Genomic DNA, 15,764 nt, shown 5'->3' with positions numbered 1-15,764 from the left:
ACGCGGTCGCCGACCCGTCCACACCGGTGCCGCTGCCGGTACGCGACCTCGCCCCGGGCACCGATCTCGCCGGCCACCTCGCGGCGAGCGCCGCCACACCGTTCGCGCTGGGCACCGACACGCTGTGGCGGGCCGAGCTGATCCGCACCGGCGACGGCGAGCACGTGCTGGCCGTCTACGCCCACCACGCCGTGTTCGACGGCTGGTCGCAGTCGCTGTTCTACGCCGACCTGGCCGCCGCGTACCGGGCCGTGCTCGGGGACGGGCCGCCGCTGCCGCCGCTGCCCGCCACGTACGGCGACTACGTGGCCTGGCGCGCCGACCGTGCCCGGCGCCGCGCCGCCGCCGACCTCGACTGGTGGCTGGACCACCTGACCGGGGCGCCGGTCGTGCTGCGGCTCCCCGGTGGACGGGACCGGCCGGCCGAACAGACGTACACCAGCGCGACGGTGCGTACCCGGCTGGACCGGGCCGCCACTGCCGCGCTCACCGACCTCGCCGCCGGGCTCGGCGCGACCCCGGCGGCCGCCGTGCTCGCCGCGTTCGCGCTGGTGCTGGCCCGGCGTACCGGCCTGCCCGACCTGGTGGTCGGCACACCCACGGTGGACCGGCGGGCCGCCGACTTCGAGGCGATGGTCGGCTTCTTCATCGAGATCGCACCGCTGCGGCTGCGCCGGACGCCCGGGGCCGGCTTCGCCGCGCACGTCCGCGCCGCCTGGGAGGAACTGCTCGCCGCGCTCGCCCACCCGGAGGCGCCTGTCGAACGCATCGTCGGCGGCCTCGGGCTGGGCGGCCTGCTCGACCGCAGCCCGCTGGTGCAGGTGCTGTTCAACATGTACACGTTCGACGAACCCCGGCTGGACCTGGCCGGACTGTCCGCCGAGCCGGTGCCGGTGCCCGCACCCGGCTCACCGTTCGACCTCACGCTCTACGGCATCACCCGGGACGGGCGGCTGCGCGTGGAGATCGTCTTCAACCCGGACGTCTACGGCGAGGCCCTGATCACCGACGTGCTCGCCGACGTCGAGCGGTTGCTGCGGGCCGGCGTCGCCGACCCGGAGCGGCCGGTGGCCGAGCTGCCCGCCTGGACCGCCGTCCCGGCCGGAACGGCCGACGACGTGCCCCGGGCCGCCCGGGTGAACCGGGCCGGAGGCCGCGCCGGGGTGCCCGCCGCCCGCCCGGCCACCGCCACCGAGCGGCGGATCGCCTCGGTCTGGTGCGACGTGCTCGGCGTACCGGAGGTGGCCGCGACGGACAGCTTCTTCGACGTCGGCGGCGGCTCGCTCGCGGTCGCGGTCGTGCAACGGCAGCTCAACCGGCTGCTCGGCACGAATTTGCGGGTCGTGGACCTGTTCCACCACCCGACCGTCCGCGCGCTCGCCGCGCACCTGGACAGCCTCGGTGCGCCCTCGTCCGGCGAGGACGCCGAGGACGAGGCGGTGGAACGCGCGGCGCGCCGGGGCGCGCTACGCCGCCAGCGGGTCCAGCGCCGCCCGGTGGTGGAGGAGGAGCCGCGGTGACGTACCTGGTCCCCCTCGGCGACACCGGCTGGTCGGTGTGGCGGGACGTGCTGCTGCGCAGCGCCGGGTTCCCCGCCGACGGACTGGACCGGTTCGCCGCGCCGGACTGCGCCGACGCGGCCGACCGGCATCTGTCCGGCGAGCTGGACGAGACGGCTTTCAGCGCCGCGTACGCCACCGCCGTCCGGGCGTCGTCGGCGGCGCTGTGCGGGATCGCCGCCGACCCGCTGTTCCGTGAGGCCGTCGCCTGGCAGAACCCGGAGGCGCTGGTGGCGCTGGACGGGCTGCTCCGCGACGGCCCGGACGCACCCCGCAACGTGCGCCGCCGGGGCCGGGAGAACGTCGTCGCCGGGTACTGGCAGCGCTACGTCGCCAAGTGCGAGACCATCGGCTTCTTCGGGCCGGTGTGCTGGGGCACCGTGGCACCTGGTGCGCCCGGCGTCACCGCCGTGCCCGGCCCCGGACTGCTCCGCCGCCGCGCCGTCCACCTCGAACACTGGGCGCTCGCCGCGTACGCGGACCGGCTGGCCGCCGACCCGCAGGTCCGGCAGTGGCTGGCCCCGGTCCGGGCGCCGCACGTCCACCTGGCGGACCGGGTCGTGCACCGGCCGGCCCAGCGCCCGGAACCGGTGTCGCTGAGCGAGTCGATCGCGCTGTGCCGGTGCGACGGCACCCGCCCGGCCCGGGACGTCGTCGACGACCTGGTGCGCGACGGGCAGACCGGTGTGCGCCGCGCCGCAGAGGGGTTCCTGCTGCTCGCGCAGCTCGTCGAGCGAGGGCTGCTGCGCTGGGACTTCGACCTGCCGCAGGGCTTCGCCGCGCAGGAGCACCTGCGGGAGCGGATCGCCGCGATCGGTGACCGGGAGTGCCGCGCGCGGGCGCTGGCCGGGCTGGACCGGCTGGCCGCCGCCCGCACCCGGGTCGCCGACGCCGCCGGTGACCCGGCCGCCCTCACCGCCGCGCTGTCCGCGCTGGACGCCGAGTTCACCGCGCTCACCGGGTTGCCGCCGCGCCGCCGGGCCGGGCAGAACTACGCCGGGCGGGCGCTGTGCCACGAGGAGACCGCACGCGACGTGGACCTCACCGTCGGCGGCGGCCTGCTCGACTCCCTGGCCCCGGCGCTGGACCTGCCGCTGCGGGCGGCGCGCTGGCTCACCGCCGAACTGGCCACGGCGTACGGCGACGCGCTGCGCGACCTGTACGACGACCTCGGCGGCGACGGGCCGGTCCGGCTCGGTGACCTGTGGTTCGTCGCGCAGGGGCCGCTGTTCGGGCCCGGTGACCGGCCGGTGGACCGGGTCGCGGCAGAGTTCGCCGCCCGCTGGGAGCGGGTGCTCGGACTGGCCGGACTGCCCGCCGGGACGACCCGGGTGGAGTTCGCCGCGGCCGAGCTGGCGCCCCTGGTGGCCGACGCGTTCCCGGCCGGCCGTCCCGGCTGGAGCGCGGGCCGGGTGCACAGCCCCGACCTGCAACTGTTCGCCGAGTCACCCGAGGCGCTGGCCGCCGGCGAGTTCGGGGCGGTGCTCGGCGAGTTGCACGCCGCGTACGCCACGTTCAACGCCGAGCTGTTCACCCACTGCCACCCCGACGTGGACCGGCTGCGGCGCGCGTACGCGGCCGACCTGGGCCCGGGACGGCTGCGCCCGCTCTACCCGGTCGACTTCCCCCGCGTCGGCGGGCGGTTGTCCGCGTCCCTGCACGGGCCGGACGACCACCGGCTCGCGTTCGCCGACGCGCCCGGCGCGCCGCGCGACCGGCTCGTGCCGGCGAACGCGGCGATCGTGTCCGAGGTGGACGGCGTGCTGGTGGCGACCGGCCCGGACGGCACGCGCTGGCCGCTGGTCGAGGTGTTCTCCGACCTGATCGCGGTGCACGCCGGCGACGCGTTCAAGCTGATGACCGACCGCCCGCACAGCCCCCGGGTGACAGTCGACCGGCTGGTGCTGGCGCGGGAGACCTGGCGCACCACGGTCGGGGCGACCGGCCTGGCCGACGCCGTCGACCAGGCGCGGCGCTACCTCGCGGTACGCCGGTGGCGGACCGCGCTGGGCCTGCCGGAGCGGGTCTTCGTCCGGGTGGCCACCGAACTCAAGCCCACCTACGTGGACCTGACCAGCCCGCTCTACGCCAACCGGCTCTGCCTGCTGCTGCGCGCCGCCCGGCGGTCCGGCGGCGACGACGTGACGGTGACCGTGTCGGAGCTGCTGCCCGCGCTCGGGCAGGCGTGGCTGCCCGACCGCGCGGGCCGCCGCTACGTCAGCGAACTGCGCCTGCACATCAGCGATTCGGCCGAGCCGGAGGTCATGGCGTGAACGAGACAGTGGAGCCGATCGCGATCGTCGGGCTCAGCCTGCGCGTGCCGGGGGCGGCGTCGGCGGAGGAGTTCTGGCGCAACCTGGTCGTCGGCGCCGAGTCGCTCACCCGGTTCACCCGAGCGGAGCTGCTGGCCCGGGGCGTCGCGGCGGAGCAGCTCGACGACCCGGCGTACGTGCCGGTGGCCGCCGTGCTCGACGGCGTGGACCGGTTCGACGCGGAGCTGTTCGGGCTGAGCCCCCGCGACGCGGAGCTGACCGACCCGCAGCAGCGGCTGTTCCTGGAGCACGCGCACGCGGCGCTCACCGACGCGGGCTGCGACCCGGCCCGCTACGACGGCGAGATCGGCGTGTACGCGGGCGGCAACGCCGACCTGTACCAGTGGCTCAACGTCCGGCGGAACCCGCGGGCGCTCGCGGACGCCGGTGAGCTGCGCGTGTCGCTCGGCAACAAGCCGGACTACCTGGCCAGCACCGTCGCGTTCCGGCTCGGCCTGCGCGGCCCGGCGATGACGGTGCAGACCGCCTGCTCGTCGTCGCTCGTCGCGGTGCACCTGGCTGCCGAGGCGCTGCGCAGCGGCGAGTGCGACACGGCGCTGGCCGGCGGCGTGTGCGTGGAACTGCCGCACGGCGTCGGGTACGTCGCCGACGAGGGCTACACCTCCGCCGACGGGCACTGCCGCCCGTTCGACGCGGACGCCGACGGCACCGTCTACGGCAGCGGCGTCGGCGTGGTCGTGCTCAAGCGGCTCTCCGACGCGCTCGCCGACGGCGACGACATCCGGGCGCTGGTCATCGGCAACGCGGTGAACAACGACGGCTCGGCCAAGGCGAGCTTCACCGCGCCGAGCGTCACCGGTCAGGTGGAGGTGGTCACGCAGGCGCTCGCGGTGGCCGGCGTCGCCCCGCGTTCGGTCGGGTACGTCGAGGCGCACGGCACCGGCACCGTCCTCGGCGACTCGATCGAGCTGGCGGCGCTGAGCACGGCGTACGGGCGGCGCACCGCCGAGCGCGGCTGGTGCGGGGTCGGCTCCACGAAGGCCAACATCGGTCACCTCAGCGCGGCCGGCGGCGTGATCGGCCTGATCAAGACCGTGCTGTCGATGCGGCACCGGCTCATCCCGCCCACCGTCAACCACGACCGGCCGCACCCGGGCATCGACATCGAGGCGAGCCCGTTCTACGTGGTGTCCACGCTGACCAAGTGGGAGCCCGAGGACCAGCGACCGCTGCGGGCCGGCGTCAGCTCGCTCGGCCTCGGCGGCACCAACGCGCACCTGGTGCTCCAGGAAGCGCCGCCGCGCGTACCCCCGGAGCCGGATCACGGCGGCGGCGAGCTGCTCCAGGTGTCCGCCGCGACGCCCGACGCGCTGGCCGCTGCTTGTGCCCGGCTGGCCGAGCGGCTCACCGGCGCGCCCGATGTGGAGCTGCGCGACGTGGCCCACACGTTGCGGGAGGGCCGGCCGGCGTACCGGCACCGGGCCGCCGTCGTCGCTGTCGACCGGGCCCGGGCGGCGGCGGCGCTCACCGACCCGAAGCGCCGGGCCGCCGGGGACGCCGCGACGCCGCCCCGGGTGGGCCTGCTCCTGCCCGGGCAGGGCGCGCAGCACCCCGGCATGGGCGCGCACCTGGCCGCTACCGAGCCGGTGTTCGCCGCCGCCGTGGACGAGTGCGCCGCGATCCTCGGCTGGGACGCGGGCGAGATGATCTTCGACGCCGGACCGGGCGCGGACGAGCGGCTGGCCGGACCGGCGGTGGCGCAGCCCGCGCTGTTCGCCGTCGAGTACGCGCTCGCGGCGCTGTGGCGGCACTGGGGCGTCACGCCCGCCGCGATGATCGGCCACTCCGTCGGCGAACTGGTCGCCGCCACGGTGGCCGGGGTGTTCGACCTGCCGGACGCGCTGCGGCTCGCCGCCGCCCGGGGCCGCCTCGTGCAGGCCGCGCCGGAGGGCCGGATGCTCGCCGTGCAGCGCGGCGCCGACGAGATCGCGCCGCTGCTGCCCGACGGTGTCGCGGTGGCGATCAGCAACGGCCCGCACACCTGCGTGGTGGGCGGCGCGCCGGAACCGGTCGCCGCCGCCGAGGTCCTCCTGCGCGAACGCGGCATCGGCTGCACGCCGCTGCGGTCGCCGTACGCGATGCACGTGCCGCTGCTGACGGCGGTGCGCGACGAGTTCGCGGCGCTCGTGGCGGCGGTGCCGCGCCGGGCGCCGGACCTGCCGGTGTTCTCGGCCGCGACCGCCGCGCCGTTCACCGACGAGCAGATCACCGACCCGGCGTACTGGGCCGACCAGCTCTGCCGGCCGGTGCGGTTCGGCGCCACGGTGGCCGCGCTCGCCGCGACCGGCGCCGCCGACGACTGGCTGCTGCTGGAGTGCGGCCCCGGCCGGCAGCTCGCCGGTCTGGCCCGGCTGAGCCTGCCGGCGGGAGCCCGGGCGCCGCTGCGCACGCTGCCCGCGCCGGGGGAGCGGCTGACCGGCAGGCAGACCGCGTACGAGGCGGCGGGCCGGCTGTGGACGGCCGGGGTGCCGGTGCGACTGCCCGCCTCCGGCGCGCCGCGCCGGGTGCCGCTGCCCGGCTACCCGTACCAGCGCGCCCGGCACTGGATCGACCCGGAGCCGGTGGCCGCGCCCGCCGGACCGGCCAGCGACGAGCGGTACGACGACGGCGTGGTCGAGGTGCCGGTCTGGGGTCAACTGCCCGACCTCGCGCCCGTCGAGGCGCCCGGCCCGCTGCTGTTGTTCGCCGCAGGAAAGCGCGGCACGGCGCTCGCGGACCGGCTGCGCGAGCGCGGCGTGGACGTCACGGTGGTACGTCCCGGACCGGCCTTCGCGGTCCGCCCGGACGGCTACCGGCTGCGCCCGGCCAGCGTCGCCGACCACCAGCGCCTGCTCGACGAGTGCGCCGACGACGGCCGGGCCGCCCGGATCGTGCACGCGTGGGCGCTCGACGGCGACCCGGCCGGTCCGGACGCCGATGCCGTGGCGGCGGCCCAGGAACACGGGTACCTCGCGCTGCTGACGCTGCTGGAGGCACTGCCTGCCGCCGACGTGGCGCTGGACGTGGTGACCGCCGGGACGGCCGACGTGACCGGATCCGACCTGCTGCGCCCGGAACATGCCACAGTCGCCGGGGTGGTGCGCTCGGTGCCGCTGGAACGTCAGGGACTGCGTTGCCACTGGGTCGACGCCGACCCGGCCGACCCGGGCGCGGACGCGCTGGCGGACGAACTGCTCGGCGCCGAGCGGGCCGAGGCGGTCGCGCTGCGGCTGGGCGGGCGCCGCTGGACACGCGGGTTCACGGCCGCGCCGGCGCGCCGGCGTACCGGGCCGGCACTGCGCGACGGCGGGCGCTACCTGATCACCGGCGGACTGGGCCGGATCGGCGGGGCGTTCGCCGCCGAACTGGCCCGCCCGGGCGCGCGGCTGGTGCTGGTCGGCCGGACCGCCCGGCCGGACCTGGTCGAGGCGCTGGAACGGGCCGGGGCGCAGGTCCGCCACGTGCGCGCCGACGTGACGGACGTGGACGCGCTGCGGGCGGTACGCGCCGACATCGAGGACGACCTCGGCGGACTCGACGGCATCGTGCACGCCGCACGGCTGCCCGACACCGGACTGTCCACCGGGTCGCGGCCGGCCGAGGCGACAGCCGAACTGCTGCCGAAGGTCACCGGCGCGCTGGCGCTGCGTGCGGTCTTCGGCGACATGCCGCTCGACTTCGTGCTGCTCAGCTCCTCGGTGACCGCGCTCGCCGGTGGCCTGGGGCGCGCCGACGACACGGCCGCCAACGCGTTCCTCGACGCGTACGCGCGCAGCCCGCACGGCTGGCGGTCGCCGGTGCTGTCGGTGGCCTGGGGCGCGTGGCGGGAGGAGGGCGTACCCGACCACGACGGGCTGGCCCCGGACGCGGCGGTGCGCGCGGCGTGCCGGGTCCTCGCCGAGGGGCGGACCGGCTCGGTGGCGATCGGCGCCTACACGGTGGAGGCGGTCGCCGGGCACGAGCGGCGGCTCGCCGCGACCACGGCGGCCACCGCCTCGACGGTGACCGCCGCCGACGGCGACCTGCAGGACACCGTCGCCCGGATCTGGCGTGACGTGCTGGGCGTGGCCGAGGTCGGCCCGCACGACGACTTCTTCCGGCTCGGCGGCACCTCGCTCGTGGCCGCGCAGCTGGTGCTGCGGATCCGGCAGGCGGTGGGCGCCCGGCTGTCCATGCGGGTGCTGTTCGACGCGCCCACCGTCGCGGCGATGGCCGCCCGGATCGAGTCGCTGCGCGCCGCCCCGTCCGCCTCCGCATCTGCCGAGGCGCCCATCCCGCGTCTGCGCCGACCGGGACGGCCGGGATGACCGAGTCGCGCCACGACGTCACGCCTGTGGACGACGTCTACACCGTTCCCGCCTCGTACGCCCAGGAGCGGGTCTGGTTCACCGCCCAGCTCAGCCCCGGGCAGCCGCTGTTCACCATGACCGACGCGGTCACCCTGCCGGCGGGCGCCGGGCCCGAGCAGGCGCTCGCCGCGCTGCGGACGGTCACCGACCGGCACGAGGCCATGCGCACCACGCTGCGCCTGCACGACGGGCGGCTCTACCAGGACATCCACCCCACGGTCCCGGTGGAGCTGCCGGTCACCGACCTGTCCGCGCTGCCCGAGCCGGAGCGGGACGCCGCCCGCGCCCGGATCGTCGCCGAGTACGCAGGTCTCGACCTGCCGATGGACGCCGCCCCGCTGTGGCGGGGCCGGCTGCTGCGGCTCGACCCGGACACCTGGTGGCTGCTGTTCGCCGGGCACCACGTCGTCCTCGACGGCACGTCCCTGCTCCACCTGCGCGCCGAGCTGACCGAGCTGTGCGCCGCCGCCGTCGCCGGCCGCGCGCCGGACCTGCCCGAGCTGCCGATCCAGTACGCCGACTACGCGGCCTGGGAACGCGACCGCCTCGACGGCCCCCGCTGGGACGAGCTGCGCGACCACTGGCGGGAGGCGCTGACCGGCCTGCCGGCAGTGCACGCGCTGACCACCGACCGGCCGCGCCCGGCGACGCTCACGTTCGACGGCGCCGACGTCCGCCGCACACTGCCCGGCGACGTGACGGCGGCGCTGCCCGAGCTGTCCCAGCAGGCCGCCGCGACCCCGTTCATGGTGCAGCTGGCCGCCTACGTGGCGCTGCTGCACCGGCTGTCCGGAAGCGACGACGTGGTGGTCGGCATGCCGGTGGCCGGCCGGGACCGGGCCGAGCTGGAACCGCTGCTCGGCATGTTCATGAACATGCTGGTGCTGCGCGTCGACGTGTCTGGCGATCCACCGTTCCTGACCCTCGTCCGCCGGGTCCGCCGGGTCGTGCTCGACGCCTGGGACCACCAGGACATGCCGTTCCAGAAGCTCGTCGAGGAGCTGGCGGTACGGCGCGACCCGGGCGTGCCGCCGCTCTACCAGCTCACGTTCCACCACCTGCCGACCGGCCGGGGCGAGGCGTTCGGCGGCGCCATGGACGACCTGTCGCTGGAGATCGCCGGGGACGAACTGCGGCTGGAGTACCGCACCGCGCTGTTCGAGCGTGCCGCGATGGAGGCGTTCGCGGACCGCTACCTGCTGTTGTTCGCCGCCGCCGTGGCGGCGCCCCGGACCCGGGTGAGCGCGCTGCCGGTCATGCCGGACACCGAGCACGCGGCGGTCGTGACCGGCTGGAACGCCACCGCCGCCCCGGTGCGCCGGACCACGCTGGCGGAGCTGTTCGACGCCCAGGCCCGGCGCACGCCGGACGCGGTCGCGCTGGTCGACGGCGACACCCGGATGACGTACGCGCAGTTGTCCGACGCCGCCGAGCAGGTGGCGTCGCGGCTGGTCGCGCACGGCGTGGGACCGGAGTCGGTGGTCGCGATCCACGAGCCCCGCTCCCGCCGCCTGATCGCCGGGCTGCTCGGCATCCACCGGGCCGGCGCCGCGTACCTGCCGCTGGACCCGGACCACCCGCCGCAGCGGCTGGCCTTCATGCTCGCCGACGCCGGCGCCGGGGTGCTGCTGGCCGACGAGCTGCCGGACGGGCTGACCGTCCCGGGCACCGTGCTGCCGCTGACCGCGCCGGACCGGCCGCCCACCGCCGCCGGCACTGCCGCCCGGCCGGGGAACGCGGCGTACGTGATCTACACGTCGGGCTCCACCGGACGGCCGAAGGGCGTGGTCAACGAGCACGCCGCGATCGTCAACCGGCTGGACTGGATGCAGGACGCCTTCGCGCTCGGACCGGACGACGCGGTGCTGCACAAGACACCGATCGGGTTCGACGTGTCGGTGTGGGAGGTGTTCTGGCCGCTGCTCGTGGGCGCGCGGCTGGTGCTCGCCGCGCCGGGCGGGCACCGCGACCCGGCGTACCTGCGGGAGCTGATCGAACGGGAGCGGGTCACCACCGTCCACTTCGTGCCGTCGATGCTCGACGCGTTCCTGTCCACGGCCGACCCGGCCGGCCCGGCCCGCTGCGGCTCGCTGCGGCGGATCGTGTGCAGCGGCGAGGAACTGCCCGCCGACCTGGCCCGCCGCGCCGTCGCCGCGATCCCGTCGGCGGCGCTGCACAACCTGTACGGACCGACCGAGGCGGCGATCGACGTCACCGCCTGGGCGGCCACCCCCGACGCGCTGACCGGCGTGACCCGGGTGCCGATCGGCGGGCCGATCCGCAACGTCCGCACGTACGTGCTCGACGAGGCGATGCGCCCGGTGCCGGTCGGCGTGGCCGGGCAGCTGCACCTCGGCGGCGTGCAGGTGGCCCGCGGCTACCTGAACCGCCCCGGACTCACCGCGGGCGCGTTCGTCCCCGACCCGTTCGGCGAGCCCGGCGGCCGGCTGTACGCCACCGGCGACCTGGCCCGCTGGCGTACCGACGGGACGCTGGAGTTCCTCGGCCGCATCGACGACCAGGTGAAACTGCGGGGCCTGCGGATCGAGCTGGGGGAGATCGCCGCGGTGCTACGCGAACAGCCCGGCGTCGGCTCCGCGGCCGTCGTCGTGCGCGGCGCCACGCCCGCCGAGCAGCGTCTCGTGGCGTACCTGACGGGCGAGGCCCCGGACCCGGCGGAGCTGCGGGCGGCGCTGAAACGGCGGCTGCCCGAGTACATGGTGCCGTCGGCGTTCGTGACGCTCGACGCGCTGCCGCTGTCCGCCAACGGCAAACTTGACACCGCCGCGCTGCCCGCACCCTCGTCCGGCGTCGCCCCCGCGCAGCGCCGTCCCCCGGTGACCCCGGTCGAGCAGACGGTTGCCGCCACCTGGCGCGACGTGCTCGGCGTGCCCGAGGTCGGCCTGGACGACGACTTCTTCGAGCTGGGCGGTCACTCGCTGCTGGCGATCCGGATGCTGGCGCTGCTGCGCGAGGCGTACGGGCAGGTCGACGTCGGCGTGATGGACGTGTTCGCGCACCCGACGGTGCAGGGGCTGGCCGCGCTGATCGACGCCCCGGCGGACGGGGAGCGGCAGCGCCCGCTGCTGTACGAGCTGACCCGGCCGGTCCCGGCGGACCAGCGGGTGCGCTCGTACGTGTGCGTGCCCTACGGCGGCGGGCTCGCCAGCATCTACCAGCCGCTCGCGGACGCGCTGCCGGCCGGGCACACGCTGTTCTCCGTGGCGATCCCCGGCCACGACGTCGGCGTCCGTGACACCGAGCTGCCCTTCGACGAGCTGGTCGAGCGGTGCGTGGCCGAGATCCAGGAGCGGGTGGACGGCCCGCTGGTCCTGTACGGCCACTGCGTCGGCGGCGCGCTGTTGACCGGCATCGCCCGGCGGCTGCACGAGCGCGGACGTCCCATCGAGGCGATCTACGCCGGGGGCGTGTTCCCGACCGCCCGCCCGGACAACATGCTCGGCCGGCTCGTCGACTGGGCCGACTCCCGGGGCGCGGACCGGCGGTACGAGACGTTCCTGCGCTCGATCGGCGCGGAACTGGCCGACCTGGACCCGGCGCAGGTCGACCGGTTCGTGCACCACGTACGGCGGGAGGCCGCCGAGGCGCAGGAGCGGTTCACCGAGTGGCTGGACGGCGAACCGGTCCGGGTGCCCGCACCGGTGATCTCCGTCGTCGGCACCCACGACGTGCTCACCGAGTACTACGAGGAGCGGTACCGCGAGTGGAGCTTCCTCGGCGAGTCGACAGCGCTCGTGGTGCTGGACGAGGCCGGGCACTACTTCGTCAAGCAGCGGGCCGAGGCGCTCGCCGAGGTGCTCACCCGCACCCATCCCCGGCTCGCCGAGCCGTCCGCCGCGCCACGACAGCTCGCCGGTGACGGCTGGGCACTGGCGGCCACCAGCACCGATCCGGTCACCGCCGAGACCGGCGTGCAACCGGGCGTACGCCGGTTCCTGGCGATCACCGCCAGCCAGCTCATCTCGTCGACCGGGTCGGCGCTGACCCAGTGGGCGGTGCCAGTCTGGGTCTACCTGGAGACCGGGTCGATGCTGTGGTTCGGCCTGTCCGGGGTGATCGCGTACCTACCGGCGCTGCTGACGCTGCCGGTCGCCGGCGCGGTCGCGGACCGGTTCGACAGGCGCCGGGTGCTGCTGGCCGCGTGCGCGACGGCGGTGACAGCGGAGGCGCTGCTGGCGCTGCTGCTCTGGACCGACCGGCTGGGGCTGGCGGCCGTCTACACGCTCGTGTGCGTGCTCGGCGCGGCGTCGGTGTTCCAACGCATCACCTACCTGGCCGCGATCCCACAGGTGGTGCCGAAGCGCTATCTGGGGCACGCCAACGGCATCGCGCAGCTCGCGGTCGGGCTCAGCTCGCTCGCGGTGCCGCTGCTGGCTGCGGGTCTGCTGGCCGCGATCGGCCTGGCCGGCGTCCTGGTCATCGACATCGTCAGCTACGTGGTGGCGATCGGTGTGCTGGCCGCGGTGCGGTTCCCCGACCTGCTCGGCCGGCGGCGCAAGGAGCCGTTCCTGGCGGAGCTGATCGGCGGCGCGCGGATGACGTGGGCCGAGCCGGGCTTCCGGGCCATGCTGGGCTTCTTCTCGCTCTACAACCTGTGCCTGGCGAGCCTGCTGCTGGTGCCGCCGATGGTGCTCGCGTTCGGCACGATGGGCCAGGTCGGCACCGTGGCGTTCGCCGAGGCGCTCGGCGCCGTCCTCGGCGGACTCGCCATCGCGGTGTGGGGCGGCCCGACCCGGCGCCGGATGCCCGCGCTGATCGCCATCGCGTTCGGCGTGGCGGTCAGCCTGGTGCTCAGCGGCGTCCGGCCGAGCCTGCTGCTGGTGGCGCTCGGCAGTTTCGGCGTGGGGCTGGGCCTGGGCCTGCACAACGGCATCTACCTGTCGATCATCCAGGTGAAGGTGCCGCAGCGGTTCCACGGCCGGGTGCTGGCGATCATCCAGACGCTGACCTGGGCGACGCTGCCGCTGGGCTTCGCCGTGCTGGTGCCGCTGAGCGGGTCGCTGCTGGAACCGATGTTCGCCCCCGGCGGCGCGCTGGCCGGCAGCGTCGGCGCGCTGATCGGCACCGGCCCCGGCCGGGGACTCGGGTTCGCGTTCGTGGTGTCCGGGCTGGCCCTGGCCGTGGTGGCGCTCGGCGCCTACGGCGTACGCCGGCTGCGCCGGTTCGACACCGAGACCCCCGACGCGCCGGCGGACGCCACCGAGTGGCTACCGCACCTGCGCCGGGTCGACGATCTGTAGCCGCAGTTCCGAGGCGTACGCCCGGCCGGCCCCGTCGGTCAGCCAGGCGTCGTCCGGGCCGGGCAGCAGCTCGGTGACGGTGAGCCCGACGCCGTCGCCGCCCTTGGCGTGCGCGCCGCGCAGCAGCGTGCACAGCAGCCGGGTATAGACGCCGCTGGTCAGGTCCACATAGCTGGGTTTGAGTTCGGTGTCGACCCGCACGAAGATCCGCTCGGGCAGGCCGAGCGCGAGCCGCCAGCGCCGTACCGCGAGGTAGCGTTCCCGCTCGCCCTTGACCGTGTGCAGGCCGGTCTCGCCCACAGTGGTGCGCCACGTCTCGCGGACCAGCACCAGGTCGTCGACGGTGACGCGCGGCGTGCGCCCGGCGTTGCCGGCCAGCTTCCACGTGTCGAACACCTGGTAGTCGAACAGCGGCGCGAACACCTCCAGCAGCGGCCACCGCCGCCCGTCGTCGGCGTGCGCGGAAAGAGTGCCGTCGTCGTCCGGCCGCACGGTCAGGGTCGTGATCGGCACGAGGCGGTCCGGGTCGGCGCCGGGCGCGTCGACGAACCCGAGCTGGGCGTCGGCGGGCCCGTGCAGCCACTCCGCGATCCGGGCGGTGTGCCGGGGCCAGTCCACCGGCGGCAGCAGCCGGACCCGGCCGCCGGGCAGGTCGGCGCGCATCCCGTCGCGCAGCCGCTGCGGGTCCGGGTGCCCGTACGCGAAGAAGTGCGTGTCGAACGCGGCCAGCGCCACGTGCAGCTCGCCGAGCACGACTGTGAAGTCGCCGCGCAGCAGCGCCGCCTCGTCCGGCGCGCACACGTGCACGTCCGGGCTGTGGATGCGGGCGGCGGCCCAGCCGGGCGCGTCGGCGGGGAACGCGGCGGCGACCCGCTCGGTCAGCGCGGCGGCGTCGAACCGCAGCTCCCGGGCGTCGGTGTCGGCGTCGGCCAGGCCGAGCACCGTCGACCACCGGGCCAGGAACTCGGCGGTGACGGCGGCGGCGGGCGGGTCCGCCCCGAACACCACCGCCTGCGCCAGGAACCACAGGTCGGCCACCGGCACGTCCGCGGTGGCCGACTCCGCCGCCAGGTCGCGGTACAGGGCGGCCAGCGCGTCGGCGTACGCCTGCCCGATCGCCGCGGTCAGCCACCGCGCCGACAGCAGCAGCGGTTCCAGCGGCGCGAGCCGTGCCAGCAGCGCGTCACCGAAGCGGACGTCCAGGTCGCGGACCGTCTCCAGGTGGCACAGCGTGCGGCCGGCGTACACCTCGCCGGGCTGCTGCCGCGCCTCCCGGCCGGTCAGTTCCACGAACCGCCGGTCCAGCGCGGACATCGCCGCGGCCAGCGCGTCCGGGCCGTCGGCGGCGGCCACCGCGTCGCGCAGGTCGCTCACCGTGGCCAGGTCGCCGAGCACCCGCTCGCGGACTGTGTCGTCGCCGATCGCGGCGAGCTGCTCGCGCAACGCGTCCTCGGCGGTGAGGTCGACCGGCAGGTCGAAGCCGATCCGCAGCACGCCGCGCCCGGCCAGGTCGTCGAGCTGCGCGTGCACGTCAGCGGCCCGGCGGAAGCCGCTCGCCGGGTCCGCGAGCAGCGCGGCGACCAGGTCGGCCACGCGCGGTCCGCGCCGCGCCAGCGTGAGCAGCGCGGCGGTCGCCGCCGGGAGCGTCTGCGGTGGATGGTACGGGCGCCGCAGCACCCGGTCGCGCAGGCTCAGGTGCGGGGCCAGCCGCACCGGCAGCCAGTCCCGCACGCCTGGTACGCGGGCGAAGGCCTCCGCGAGCGCGTCCAGGCCCCACCGCTCCAGGAACACCTTCCGGGTACGCGTCAACGCCGCGCCGGGACGCACCGTCGCGATCGGACCGCTGCCGCCCAGCTCGGTCCAGCAGATCGGGCCGAAGAAGCCCACCGTGTCGTTCTTCAGGCAGTACCGCTGCCAGTACTTCGCGACGACCTCCTCCCGGTGCCGCCGGCGCAGGTTGCGCGGGGCGTGCGGGCCGTCGCGCCGGATCGCGTCGACGGCGAGCAGGACCGCAGGGTTCTGCCAGGTCAGCGCAGTACGGAAGGCGTCGTCGCAGGCGATGCCGTAGACCGTCTGCCCGAGGTCGGCCGCGGCGGCGTCGAACGCCGCAGCGAACTCCGCGGCGTCGCCGTCCCCGCGCAGGTGCCGGTCGGCCGCCTCCGCGAGCGCCGGAGCGGCGAACCGGCTCATCCCGCCGGCCGGAAAACCGGCCGACCGGAGCAACGCGGAACGCCATACGTGCCAAGGGGTTCCGGGCAGGGACGTGAGATGCTCTCGGGGCAT

Annotated in this window: 5 protein-coding genes (1 of these 5 only partly in view); 4 read left to right on the top strand and 1 reads right to left on the bottom strand. The window is 76.1% G+C overall.

What is annotated here, in order from left to right; all coding sequences use genetic code 11:
• The 4 genes in view from HA073_RS13390 to HA073_RS13375 are tightly spaced (each overlapping or abutting the next) and all read left to right on the top strand, a layout consistent with a single transcriptional unit that may run on beyond the window.
• Positions 1-1,520, top strand: partial view of a non-ribosomal peptide synthetase gene (locus HA073_RS13390; RefSeq protein ID WP_166456519.1) — the end only. 1,990 nt of this gene lie to the left of the window's left edge; the window shows 1,520 of its 3,510 coding nt (coding positions 1,991-3,510); its start codon lies beyond the left edge, outside the window; the stop codon is at positions 1,518-1,520.
• On the top strand, positions 1,517-3,832 hold the full coding sequence (locus HA073_RS13385; RefSeq protein ID WP_113974322.1) for a lantibiotic dehydratase: 2,316 nt from the start codon (positions 1,517-1,519) through the stop codon (positions 3,830-3,832). The genes HA073_RS13390 and HA073_RS13385 overlap by 4 nt, the downstream gene beginning before the upstream one ends.
• A complete protein-coding gene (locus HA073_RS13380) occupies positions 3,829-8,178 on the top strand; it encodes an SDR family NAD(P)-dependent oxidoreductase (protein ID WP_166456518.1) in 4,350 nt (1,449 codons plus the stop codon). The genes HA073_RS13385 and HA073_RS13380 overlap by 4 nt, the downstream gene beginning before the upstream one ends.
• A complete protein-coding gene (locus HA073_RS13375) occupies positions 8,175-13,481 on the top strand; it encodes a non-ribosomal peptide synthetase/MFS transporter (RefSeq protein WP_166456517.1) in 5,307 nt (1,768 codons plus the stop codon). The genes HA073_RS13380 and HA073_RS13375 overlap by 4 nt, the downstream gene beginning before the upstream one ends.
• Here HA073_RS13375 and HA073_RS13370 read toward each other — a convergent pair.
• Entirely contained in the window at positions 13,449-15,764 is a 2,316-nt protein-coding gene (locus tag HA073_RS13370; protein ID WP_166456516.1) for a lantibiotic dehydratase, read from the bottom strand. The two genes, HA073_RS13375 and HA073_RS13370, sit on opposite strands and share 33 nt — an antisense overlap.

This window comes from Micromonospora sp. CMU55-4, from assembly GCF_011602315.1.
Lineage (GTDB): Bacteria > Actinomycetota > Actinomycetes > Mycobacteriales > Micromonosporaceae > Micromonospora > Micromonospora chalcea.
This window is presented reverse-complemented; position numbering and strand designations above follow the sequence as displayed.